Raw genomic sequence first — 10,704 nt, 5'->3', positions numbered from 1 at the left:
CTCCATGACCACGCTGACCGAAGGCAGACATGCGGGCGGCTTCCTCGTCTGGGAAACCTCGCGCGACTACACCCGTGAGACCGTCACCCTCACCTCCGGCGCGGGCAAGCTCGACCCCGGAACGGTGCTGGGCAAGATCACCACGGGCGGGAAGTTCACCCAGCTTGCCCCCGCCGCGTCGAACGGCAGCCAGAACGCCGCCGGGATACTCTGGGGGCCGGCTGACGCGACGGCCGCCGATGCCGCCGCCGTCGCGGTCCTGCGCGGCCCGGCCATCGTCAACCGCAACGACCTCGTGTGGCCCGAGGGTGCCACGGAACCCCAGATCACCGCCGCCACTGCGGCGCTGGCCGCGCTCGGCATCCTGCTGCGCTGATCACTTCCTCGAAAGGACATCCCCATGGCGACCATGGACATCTTCGAAGGCGATGCCTTCTCGATCATCGAACTGACCCGCGCACTGGAGAACATCCCCTTCAAGCCCGCGATCCTCTCGGGCGCCAACCTCTTCGGGCCGCGCGGCGTGCGGTCGCGCACTGTCGTGATCGAGAGCCGGGACGGCACGCTGCAACTGATCCCGTTCTCCGAACGTGGCTCGGCCTACGAGAGCCAAGTGCCGGAACGCCGCGAGATGCGCGCCTTTGTCGTGCGGCAGTTCAAGAAGCAGGACGTGCTCTGGGCCTCGGAGATCCAGGGCATCCGCGACCACGGGTCGGAATCTGCCACCCAGCAGGTGCAGACCGAGGTGGCCCGCAAGCTGGGGCGACTCCGGAACGACGCCGAGGCCACCTTCGAGTTCCACCTCTTCAACGGCATCCAGGGCGTGGTGAAGGATCCGAAGGACGGGGCGACGGTGGTGAACTACTTCACCGAGTTCGGCATCACGCCCGCCACGGAGGTCGACTTCGACCTCGACAACGCGAGCCCCGCGTCGGGCGCGCTCAGGAAGCGCTGCCAGGCGCTGATCGAGAGCGTCGAGGACAGCCTTGGCGGGTTGGCGGCCGGTCAGGTCCAGCTGCGCGCCGAATGCGGCTCGGCCTTCTTCGCCGATCTCGTGGCCCACAAGGAGGTGCGCGAGACCTATCTCAACACCGCAGCCGCCGCCGATCTGCGCGGCCGCGTGGGCGAAGAGGTCAGCTTCGGCGGCATCACCTTCCGCCGCTACCGGGGCGGCCTTGGGTTCGGCGTGCCGACCGACAAGGCGTACTTCTATCCCGAAGGCGTCGAGGGCCTGTTCGAGATCTACTTCGCCCCCGCCGACACCTTCGAGACGGTGAACACGCTTGGCCTGCCGCTCTATGCGCGCATGATCCCCGACCGCGACCGCGACGAATGGGTGCGCCTTGAGATCGAGAGCAACCCGCTGCCGATCTGCACCCGGCCGCAGGTGCTGCGTTCGGCGCGGCGGACGTGATGACGGCCTATCGGGCGCGGGGGCGGTCCCATAGCATGCCGACAAGGCGTGGGTCCGGGGCGAAGCTGTCCTTCGGGAACTCGATCCCGAGGCGCGGATGCTCGCGCAGCGCCTGCGCGCCGGTGGGGCCGATCCGGATGCGCCAGGTCTGACGTTCGACCGGCTGAGGGGCGGCAAAGGCCCGGCAGGTCAGCACGGCAAGGTTCGCACCCCGGGCAGGATCGCGGACAGAGGCGTAGCGGATTACCTCTGTACCGATCGCGCGGGCCTCCTCGGCCAGTGCCTGGCAGGCCGCGTAGTCGGTGAGGTGGGCCCAGGCGGCATGATCGTTGGCCAGTGCCCCGGCCGTCAGGTCGACTGCCACGGGCGTTGCGACCTCCGCCGAGAAGGCGGTGTATTCGGCCGCATCGTCTGGAAAGGGCGTCTCCGGGCTCTCGGCGTAGAACAGGAAGCGGTAGAAGACCATTTCGGCCGCTGCCGTCTCGGGTGCCTCGGCCCCGTACCAGACGCCGGGCGTCAGTCCCGCACGGCGAAACCGCGATCCCGCCGGATAGGGGCGATACCGGAAAGGCGTGGCCAGCAAGTAGTCGAGCGCGCGGCAGTCCTCCGGCAGGGGCGGCTTTGTGGCCTCGAGGATCTCCTCAAGCGCCCCCTGCTCGGCGAGGCTGTCGACAAGTTTCAGGGTCGAGACCCGATGCTGGGCCTCGACGAACCGCCATGCCGGGCCCGCGTAGGGCCGCGCCTCAGAGCGGAGCGCGTCGTGCGTCCAGATAGGTCGTGACATCGACAAGCCCCTGCACCTGCGTCATCCGCTCCACGGGCCGTGCCACGAGCGCGGTGTTCGGGGCGACCAGCCACCGCCGCGCCACCGCCTCGTCGCCCCCGGTGATCGCGTCGAGCGAGCGGAAGGTCCGCACCAGAAGGGCCGCAAGCTCGAAGGGCTTCGAGCCAGGCTCGAGCAGGCTTTCGCCCCTTTTCCAGCGCGACACGGTCGCCTCGGAGACGCCGACGATGTCGGCCAGTTGTCGGCCCGAAAGGCCGAGCCGGTCTGCCGCCCGCAGCGCGGCCTTGGTCAGCACGGCACCGGCCACAGGGTTTTGGGCGATCTGATGGGAAAGGGGCATAGCTTTCTCCTGTCTGCTGCAAACATAGTATCACTTCCTTTCTGAGGAAAGAGGAAACATGCCGGACGCCCTCTCTGTCGCACTTGCGGCGCTCTTCGCCGATCCGAACATCGGCCGGGATGCGGTCTACATCGCCGATGGTGGCGCGCCGGTGCTCGTGCGCATCGTCGCCCGGCGTGCCGATGCGGTCACCGATTTCGGCGACGCGCGGCTCTGGTCCGAGACCACACGGATCGACCTGCGCGTCGCCGAGGTTCCAGCCCCACGCCCCGGCGACCGCATCGAGATCGAGGGCGACGCCTTCCTCATCCAGGGAGCGCCCGTCCGCGACCGCGAGCGGCTGGTCTGGACCATCGACCTCCGCCCGGCGTGACCGCGATGAAACTGAAGCTCGACATCGATCCTGACATCGCCGCGATGATGGCGGCCGAGGTCGCGGCGGGCGAGCGGGCTGTCTCAGCCGCGATCCGCGAAGCCGGAACCGGGCTGAAGGCCGCATGGCGGCTGCAGATCACCGGTGCGGGCCTCGGGCCCCGGCTCGCCCGCACCATCCGGTCGGAGCAATTCCCCAAGGCCACGCCGAGCCTCAACGCGGCGGCCGTGGTCTGGTCCAACGCCCCGGTCATCATCGGCGCGCATGACACCGGCCCGCTGATCCGCTCGAAGAACGGCTTCTGGCTGGCGATACCCACACCCGCCGCCGGCAAGTCCCAGCGCGGCGGCCGGATCACCCCCGGCGAATGGGAGCGCCGAACTGGCCTAAGCCTGCGGTTCATCTATCGTCGTCGTGGGCCAAGCCTGCTGGTAGCCGAAGGGCGGCTGAACACAAAGGGCCGCGCCGTGGCGTCACGATCGAAAACCGGCCGTGGCCTCGTGACCGCGCCGATCTTCCTGCTGGTGCCACAGGTGAAGCTCCCAAAGCGACTGGATCTGGCGCGGGATGCCGAACGGGCAGTGGACGGTGTGCCCGGATTGATCGCGGCGATCTGGGTGGACGGAAAAGCCAGTTCGTGATCGTTTGCAGCAAGACAAATGATAGTCGGGCTGAAAAGATATATGCTTACCGCTGAAGTCATCCGATCCGCACGAATGAAAATGCTTCATCGCGCGCGATCAATCCGCAATGCCGAGTTCAACAATCCGGTAGAGCGTCAGTTCACGGCAGAACAGATCCGTGAAGGTGTCGCAGCGCAACAGCTTGGGCCATGGCTGGCGCAAAGTCTCAGTGTAAACATCACGCGTCCATCGCTCTACTCGCTTTCGGTCGATAATGCCGAAGCCGCTCAGACGATCAGACATGCATTTGATGGGCTACCGGCCGAGCAGGTGAGAGGGTATCGGCTCCCACGGCGCAATCCTGAAAGGGAAGAGCAAACCGCACTGTATGTTGGCGGCTCGGAAGACATCCGTCGTAGATTAAGAGAGCATGTCGGGTCGGCAGCGGCCGGGACTTATGCCCTGAATATGCAGCGTTGGTGCCCACAGTTTGATGGCGTGGTGACTGTCAGAGTGCAGTCGTTTTCGCCTGAAGTTAGTCGGGATTGCAGGCAAGATCTTGAAGACTCCTTGTGGGACACACTGCAACCGATCTTCGGCAAGAAGGGGGCGCGATAAGCGCCTGACGCCGTCCATTTAGGTTAGAGCTTATGCCTACCACCCGCGAAACCATCCTCGCCGCGCTGCACGCGCGGCTTTCGGCGCTACCTCCCACAGCCCTCCGCGGCGACGTTCTGCCTGAGCGCATGCCAGCCGCGGGCCTGCTGATCATGCGCGACGGCGAGCCGGGGGAGCCCGAGGTGACACTGTCGCCGCTTCGCTACCACTATCAGCACCGCGCCGAGATTGAGGCGGTCGTTCAGGGCGCTTCCCGTGAGGCGACCTTCGATACTCTCTGCGCCTACATCGGCGCGGCGATTGCCGCCGACCGGACGCTGGGCGGTCTTTGCGACTGGATCGAAGCTGAAGCACCGCGCCCGGTCGATCTGCCGGTCGAAGGTGCTGCTAGCCTAAAGGCCGCGGTGATCCCGGTAATGTTGCACTATTCCACGGCTGATCCGCTTGCCTGATGCTCATGCCGTGGACTGGCACGCGTCGGGCCAGGACCGGAGCGTGATCAGCCCTGAATTCAGTCAGGCGTTGCGGTCTGGAGCGTCGCCCAGCACCCACAGCAGAAAAACTGCTAGAAGGGGCGAAAAGAAAAGGCTCACCAGAACCCAGCCGATGGCACTGCGTCCCCTCGCTTCTGCCATCCTGGCCGGCAGCAGGATGAACAGCCAAAGGGTGATGTAGAGGGCCGCCAGCCCGGCGATCAGAAATAAGAAACCTTCGATCATGCTCCGGCAGTACCTCGCGATGGTATGATCTCTGCCATGCCCGCTCAGCAGGTTCCGTAGAAACCGCCGGAATAGCGACAGTATTCATCTGCCGCACCGGAGCGGATCATTTCTGCGGCGATGTCCCGGCCATCAGGCAGGAAACACTGGGCGACGAGGCGACCGTACCGATCGATGTCAAGGACAGCACAGCTCAGGCGCTTGCCGGAGATCAGGCCGCGCAGCATGGCAGTAGCAGCCGAACCCCCGCGATGGTTCCATTCCGGCGCGTCGAGACCCCAGACCCGGATACGGCGGGACTCTCCGCTAAGTGTGAAGGTGTCTCCGTCAAGGATCTTGCTGACCCTTGCCTCGAACATATCGGACGAGCGGCTTTGCGCCTCAGTCTTGATTGCGAGGGAGGCCCCAATCGCAAGGACGACCATAAGAAAAAGCGCACGGCGGAACGGGCCGGTAACGCGGCGAATGAGAAACCTTCCAAACATTGCGACAGCAGACCCGAGAAACAGCTCTGCTGCAAGACAACCATCGACTGCTTAAGGAAGAAGGGACCTATCCATGGCACGTGCGCAAGGCGCGCGGGCGCAGATGGCGCTTGCGTTCGAGACCACCTATGGCACCCCGCCCACGGGCGGCTTCACGAAGATGCCGTTCGCCAGCACCACGCTGGGGTCGGAACAGCCGCTCCTCAACAGCGAACTGCTGGGCTACGGTCGCGATCCACTCGCGCCGATCAAGGATGCGGTGACGGCCGATGGCAGCGTGGTCGTCCCGATCGATGCCGCGGCCTTTGGCTTCTGGCTTGAGGCCGCCTTCGGGACGCCTGTGACGACTGGCGCTGCACCGGGGCCGTTTACCCACGAGTTCCGCTCAGGTGCCTGGTCCTTGCCATCCATGTCCATCGAGACCGGTATGCCCGAGGTGCCGCGCTATGCCATGTATTCCGGCTGCGTCCTCGACAGCCTCAGCTGGCAGATGCAGCGCTCCGGGCTGCTAACCGCGACGGCAAGCCTCGTTGCGCAAGGCGAGACCATCGCCAGCATCTCCGCCGCAGGCACACTGGCCGATCTCGAGCTCCAGCGCTTCGGCCATTTCAACGGGGCGATCACGCGCAACGGCCAGCCGCTCGGCAACATCATCTCGGCCGAGATCACCTATGCCAACAACCTCGACCGGGTGGAGACCATCCGCTCTGACGGCCGCATCGACGGGGCAGACCCCTCCATTGCCGCGCTGACCGGCAAGATCGAGGTGCGCTTCGCCGATCAGGTGCTGGTGAATCAGGCCATTGCGGGCGATCCCTGCGCCCTGACCTTCGCCTATGTCCTGCCCTCGGGCGAGAGCTTCAGCTTCACGGCGCATGCCGTCTATCTGCCACGACCGCGGATCGAGATCCCGGGGCCGCAGGGCATCCAGGCCAGTTTCGACTGGCAGGCCGCACGGGATGCCACGCTGGGGCGGATGTGCACCTCCACGCTCGTCAACGACATCGAGGAGTATTGATCATGCTGCGCCTGAACCTCGCCCGTGAGGCTTGCTGGCTGGACCTCGCGCTGGGCGTGCGCGTCAAGGTCGAACCCCTGACCACCGCCATCATGGTCGCCGCACGCACGGACCAGGCCGTGCGCGGCATCGCACCCGGCACGCCCGATGACAGCATCGCGGTGATCTTCGCGAAGGCCATCGCAGCCCGCGCCATCGTCGATTGGGACGGTGTGGGTGATGCTGATGGCGCCCCGATCCCGATCAGCCCAGACGCCATCGACGCGCTTCTCGACCTCTGGCCTATCTTCGAGAAGTTCCAGACCGCCTATGTCGCCAAGGGTCTGGAGCTCGAGGTGGAAAAAAACGTCTCATCGCCCTCGCCGAATGGGTCTTCGGTGGGGGCGACGGCTACTGCCAGGCCTGTGAAGCGCGCTGCCGGGACTGCCCGCAAATCCTGAACGCCCCCCTAAGCCATGAGGGCTGGCAGGTCTGGGATCTTGCGCAGCGCATGGGTGGGCAGATCCGCGCCGTCCCGGGCGCTGTCCTTGGCTGGGACATGACGGCCGCACTGGCCATGGCCGCCGCCATGGGCATTTCCCCGCGCGCGGTCGTCGAACTGCTCCCGGTGATCGAGGCGGTGATGGTCCGCAAGCTAAACGAAGAGAGAGAAGGTCGCCGCGATGGCTGAGAAGCGCGTTTCTGTCCGCCTCGCGGCCGTCGGCGGCCGCCAGGTGCGCGCCGAGCTGGAAGGGATCGGCGAGGCCGGAACGCGCGGCTTCGGGCGCCTGTCGCGCGAGATGGAGGCGGCAAACACCCGGCTTGCCGCTTTCGCGCGCCGTGCCGGGATCGCCATGGCTGCGGCGGCCTCTGCCGCGACTGCAGGGCTTGGCATCATCGTGCGCAATGCAGCCCAGAGCGCCGACCAGATCCGGCAGTTTGCGCAAGTCGCCAATGCCACGCCGGAGAGCTTCCAGCGCTGGGCGGCCGGGGCACGCACGGTCGGGGTCGAGCAGGAGAAGCTTGCCGATATCCTGAAGGACGTGAACGACCGGGTCGGGGATTTCCTGCAGACCGGCGGCGGGCCGATGCAGAATTTCTTCGAGCAGATCGCGCCGCGCGTGGGCGTCACGGCCGAGGAGTTCGCGCGCCTCTCAGGGCCGGAAGCGCTGCAGCTCTACGTGACCTCGCTCGAGAAGGCCGGGCTCAGCCAGCAGGAGATGACCTTCTATCTCGAGGCCATGGCCTCGGACGCCACGCGCCTCCTGCCGCTCCTGCGCGATGGCGGGGCCGAGATGACCCGCTTCGGCGATCAGGCCCGCTCGGTCGGCGCGATTCTCGACGGCGAGGCACTGTCCTCGCTGCGCCAGACCCAGATCGCACTGGGCAGTCTCGGCATGGTTTTCGACGGGATCCGCAATCAGATCGCCGTCGCCGTGGCGCCCGCCGTCACCTCGCTTGCCGAGGCTTTCGTGGCGCTGGCGTCCGAAGGCGGCGCGCTTCGGACGGCACTCGATGCGCTGGGCGAGAACCTGGGGCGCATGGCGTCCTATGCCGCGGCTTTTGTGGGCGTCATGGCGGGCCGCTGGGTCGCGGGGCTGGCCACGGCGGCACTTTCGGTCCGGGGTCTTGCGACCGCGCTTGTCGCTCTGCGCGGCGCGCTGATCCGCACCGGCATCGGGGCGCTGATCGTCGGCGCGGGCGAGTTGATCTTCCAGTTCGGTCGGCTGGTGCAAGGCACGGGCAGTGTCGGAGCCGCGTTGGGCCTTCTGGGCGACGCTGCTCGCGAGGTCTGGGACCGCATGAAGCTCGGCATGGTGGCGCTGGGTCTCTCGATCATGGCGGGCTGGGCCGAGATCAGTGCGGGCATCACTGCGGCGCTGCAGACCGGGCTCGAGGCGGTCGTGGGCTTCGGGAATGCCACGCTGAACACGTTTCAGGGGGCGATGGAGGCGGTGAAGGTCCTCTGGTCGGCCCTCCCTGCCACCATCGGCGAGTTCGCCTATGGTGCAGCCAATGCGCTGATCGGCGGGGTCGAGGCCATGCTGAACGGCGTGGCGGCACGGATCGATGGCTTCCTAGAAGGCATCAATGCCGGTCTCGATGTGCTGGGCATCGAGAAACGGGTGCCGCTCATCGGGACCATCGAGCTGGGCGGGATCGAGAACCCCTTTGAAGGGGCTGCGGCCAATGCGGGGGCGGAAGCGCGCGCGGCCTTCGAGGCGGCCTTCAGCAGCGATCCCATCGCACCCCCTGATCTGGGCCTCACCGCTGCAGCCGAGGCGGCGCGTGGCGAGGCCGCGCGTTTGCGCGACATGATGGGCGAAGTGGCGACAGCGGCCACCGCTCCTCTGCAATCCGTGGCCGCCCTGCGGGATGCCGTCTCGGCATCCGGCACCGAAGCAGCGGTAGGGCTCGAGGATGCGCGCACGGCCGCAACAGGCCTCGGCACCGCCCTGCAGGGGGCAGGCGAGGCCGCGGACGCCGCTGGCAGTTCTGGGCGCGGCGCAGGCAATGCGCTGCGCGAGGGAGCCGATGCGGCAAGGAATGCCTGGGAGGCCACGGCCGAGGCGGTACGCAGGGCGCAGGAGAAATCGCGCGAGATCGCCCAAGGCCTCGCGCAGGACCTCACCGGGCCGATCAAGCAGGCCCTCACCTCGGGCGAGTTCACCTGGGAGAGTTTTGCCGGGGCGATTTCGCGGATCGCGCAGAACCTCGCCACGCGGCTGATCGATCTGGCCTTCAAGCCGATCGAGAACGCGCTGATCAACGCCTTCACTGGTGGAGGTGCCGGGGGGGGCGGCGGGTTCTTCGCCAGCCTCTTCGGCTTTGCCAAGGGCGGGGTCTTTGCCGGTGGCGCGGAACTGACCGCCTTCGCGCGGGGTGGTGTGGTGAACCGGCCAACGGTTTTTCCCTTCGCCAAGGGCGTGGGACTGATGGGCGAGGCTGGGCCCGAAGCCATTCTGCCCTTGCGCCGCGGAAAGGGCGGCAGGCTCGGCGTCGAGATGAATGGCGATGGCGCGGCTGCTGCATCTTCGATGTCGACCCGCATCATCAACGTGCTCGACCCGTCTGTCGTCGGCGACTATCTCGCCACGCCCTCGGGCGAGCGGGCCATCCTGAACGTGATCCGCCGCAACAGGGGCGCCATCAATGCCTGAACTCTGGCCCCTTCCGGCGGCGCAGGAGATCATCGAGGTCTTGGAATGGCGCACAGATGTGCTGCAGTCCCGGACGGGCGAACAGCGCATCGCGCTCAGATCCCTTCCGCGGGAGATCGTCACCTTCCAGCATCGCTGTGATGCGCTGGGCATGGCTCGGGCGATTGAACTTGCGCGGGCGGGATTTGCGGGAGACTGGCGGGTGCCGCTCTGGCATATGGCGGTCCAGCCGACGGCGGATGTGGCACAGGGGGCGACCGAGATCATCGTCGACATCACAGTAGCGGATTTCCGGGCGGGGGATGCTTTAGTTATCGCGGTGGATGGCCGCGAGGCATCTGTCGCGGAGATCGCCGCTGTAGAGGCGGATCGGCTGATCCTGGTGGAACCGCTGGGTGGGCAGCTGCCGGGAGCCATTGTGGCAGCGGCGCGCATCACCGTTGCGCCGGTGCGAGAGGGCGTTCTGTCTGCCCCCGTCGAGATCGCGCGTCGCCGCCAGAATGACGGCATGGTCACGGCAACCTTCCTGCTGTGCGATGCTCCTGATCTGTCCGCACCGGTCATGCCAACCTATCTCGGCCGTCCGGTCCAGACCGACCCGAGCCTGACCCGTTCGCCGATCACCACCAGCCTGCGTCGCGCCGTGGAATACGTCGACAACGGCTTCGGGCCGGTCGTGGTCGAACCGTTGCGGGATCTGTTCGAGAGGGGTGAGGCGATTACCCTGAAGGCGCAGGGCACAGCGGAACGTTGGGCACTGCGTCGCTGGCTGTGGTCGTTGCGGGGCCGACAAGCCAGCTTCTGGCTGCCGACCTGGGGGCGCGATTTGCAACTGCGTACGGCCATGACTTCCGGATCCACGCTGATGCGCGTAGCGCCCATCACGGACCTGGCGGATTATGTAGGCCGCGCCATCCTGCTCGAGATGCCGAGCGGGTTCCGGTTCCGGACGATCAACGCTGCGGTGGCGGAAGGTGCGGATTATCGGCTGACGCTGTCTTCCAGCCTCGGCGAGCCGGTGGCCATCGGGACCAAGGTGCATTTCCTGACGCTGGTGCGGTCTGATGCGGATCGGATCGAAATTCGGTATGGGGCGGTGGCGAGTGAGGTGACCTTGCCGGTCGTGGAGGTCAAGGAATAGGGTCGAGCTGGGCTGCTATGGGTTTCTTGCAGTTGAGAGAAACCAGCAA

At 66.6% G+C, this 10,704-nt stretch carries 15 protein-coding genes; 11 read left to right on the top strand and 4 right to left on the bottom strand.

The window, feature by feature from the left end; all coding sequences use genetic code 11:
* Window positions 1-4: 4 nt before the first annotated feature.
* Complete coding sequence (locus tag L0V05_RS16440; RefSeq protein ID WP_234872390.1) at window positions 5-376, top strand: head decoration protein; 372 nt, start codon at window positions 5-7, stop codon at window positions 374-376.
* A gap of 24 nt (window positions 377-400) precedes the next feature.
* Complete coding sequence (locus tag L0V05_RS16435; RefSeq protein WP_234872389.1) at window positions 401-1,414, top strand: major capsid protein; 1,014 nt, start codon at window positions 401-403, stop codon at window positions 1,412-1,414.
* Window positions 1,415-1,421: 7 nt separating this feature from the next.
* On the opposite strand, the gene L0V05_RS16430 is transcribed toward L0V05_RS16435, so the two are convergent.
* Both L0V05_RS16430 and L0V05_RS16425 read right to left on the bottom strand, forming a co-directional pair.
* Complete coding sequence (locus L0V05_RS16430) at window positions 1,422-2,198, bottom strand: RES family NAD+ phosphorylase (RefSeq protein WP_234872387.1); 777 nt, start codon at window positions 2,196-2,198, stop codon at window positions 1,422-1,424.
* Window positions 2,158-2,538 carry an antitoxin Xre-like helix-turn-helix domain-containing protein gene (locus L0V05_RS16425; protein ID WP_234872385.1) on the bottom strand — a complete coding sequence of 127 codons (381 nt, stop codon included), beginning with the start codon at window positions 2,536-2,538 and terminating at the stop codon, window positions 2,158-2,160. Before L0V05_RS16425 ends, L0V05_RS16430 begins: the two co-directional genes overlap by 41 nt.
* Before the next feature lie 58 nt (window positions 2,539-2,596).
* Here L0V05_RS16425 and L0V05_RS16420 point away from each other — a divergent pair, with 58 nt between their 5' ends.
* Genes L0V05_RS16420 through L0V05_RS16405 form a run of 4 tightly spaced genes read left to right on the top strand, consistent with a single transcriptional unit; the run spans window position 2,597 to window position 4,604 of the window.
* Window positions 2,597-2,911, top strand: a complete 315-nt coding sequence (locus L0V05_RS16420; protein ID WP_234872383.1) for a head-tail joining protein — start codon at window positions 2,597-2,599, stop codon at window positions 2,909-2,911.
* 5 nt (window positions 2,912-2,916) lie between these two features.
* Window positions 2,917-3,552: a DUF6441 family protein gene (locus L0V05_RS16415; RefSeq protein WP_234872924.1), complete on the top strand. Its 636-nt coding sequence runs from the start codon at window positions 2,917-2,919 to the stop codon at window positions 3,550-3,552.
* Between the two features lie 18 nt (window positions 3,553-3,570).
* The gene (locus L0V05_RS16410; RefSeq protein WP_234872381.1) at window positions 3,571-4,152 is read left to right on the top strand and encodes a hypothetical protein; all 582 of its coding nucleotides are present in this window, start codon (window positions 3,571-3,573) and stop codon (window positions 4,150-4,152) included.
* Between the two features lie 32 nt (window positions 4,153-4,184).
* Complete coding sequence (locus tag L0V05_RS16405) at window positions 4,185-4,604, top strand: acyl-CoA transferase (protein ID WP_234872379.1); 420 nt, start codon at window positions 4,185-4,187, stop codon at window positions 4,602-4,604.
* A 63-nt stretch (window positions 4,605-4,667) separates the two neighbouring features.
* On the opposite strand, the gene L0V05_RS16400 is transcribed toward L0V05_RS16405, so the two are convergent.
* Window positions 4,668-4,871 (bottom strand): hypothetical protein, encoded by a 204-nt coding sequence (locus L0V05_RS16400; RefSeq protein ID WP_234872377.1) that lies wholly within the window; start codon window positions 4,869-4,871, stop codon window positions 4,668-4,670.
* A gap of 44 nt (window positions 4,872-4,915) precedes the next feature.
* Complete coding sequence (locus L0V05_RS16395) at window positions 4,916-5,356, bottom strand: thermonuclease family protein (RefSeq protein WP_234872375.1); 441 nt, start codon at window positions 5,354-5,356, stop codon at window positions 4,916-4,918.
* Window positions 5,357-5,429: 73 nt separating this feature from the next.
* Between L0V05_RS16395 and L0V05_RS16390 the strand changes: the two genes are divergently transcribed.
* From L0V05_RS16390 to L0V05_RS16370, 5 genes are read left to right on the top strand one after another with little or no spacing between them, the layout of a single operon-like run.
* Window positions 5,430-6,374, top strand: a complete 945-nt coding sequence (locus L0V05_RS16390) for a phage tail tube protein (protein ID WP_234872373.1) — start codon at window positions 5,430-5,432, stop codon at window positions 6,372-6,374.
* Window positions 6,375-6,376: 2 nt separating this feature from the next.
* Complete coding sequence (locus tag L0V05_RS16385; RefSeq protein ID WP_234872372.1) at window positions 6,377-6,814, top strand: phage-derived protein YdaY family protein; 438 nt, start codon at window positions 6,377-6,379, stop codon at window positions 6,812-6,814.
* 50 nt (window positions 6,815-6,864) lie between these two features.
* Window positions 6,865-7,044: a DUF7697 family protein gene (locus tag L0V05_RS16380; RefSeq protein ID WP_234872369.1), complete on the top strand. Its 180-nt coding sequence runs from the start codon at window positions 6,865-6,867 to the stop codon at window positions 7,042-7,044.
* On the top strand, window positions 7,037-9,514 hold the full coding sequence (locus tag L0V05_RS16375) for a phage tail tape measure protein (protein WP_234872367.1): 2,478 nt from the start codon (window positions 7,037-7,039) through the stop codon (window positions 9,512-9,514). The genes L0V05_RS16380 and L0V05_RS16375 overlap by 8 nt, the downstream gene beginning before the upstream one ends.
* Entirely contained in the window at window positions 9,507-10,655 is a 1,149-nt protein-coding gene (locus tag L0V05_RS16370; RefSeq protein ID WP_234872365.1) for a hypothetical protein, read from the top strand. Before L0V05_RS16375 ends, L0V05_RS16370 begins: the two co-directional genes overlap by 8 nt.
* Window positions 10,656-10,704: the final 49 nt, after the last annotated feature.

Source organism: Alitabrizicola rongguiensis (assembly GCF_021491355.1).
GTDB classification, from domain to species: Bacteria; Pseudomonadota; Alphaproteobacteria; order Rhodobacterales; family Rhodobacteraceae; genus Aliitabrizicola; species Aliitabrizicola rongguiensis.
This window is presented reverse-complemented; position numbering and strand designations above follow the sequence as displayed.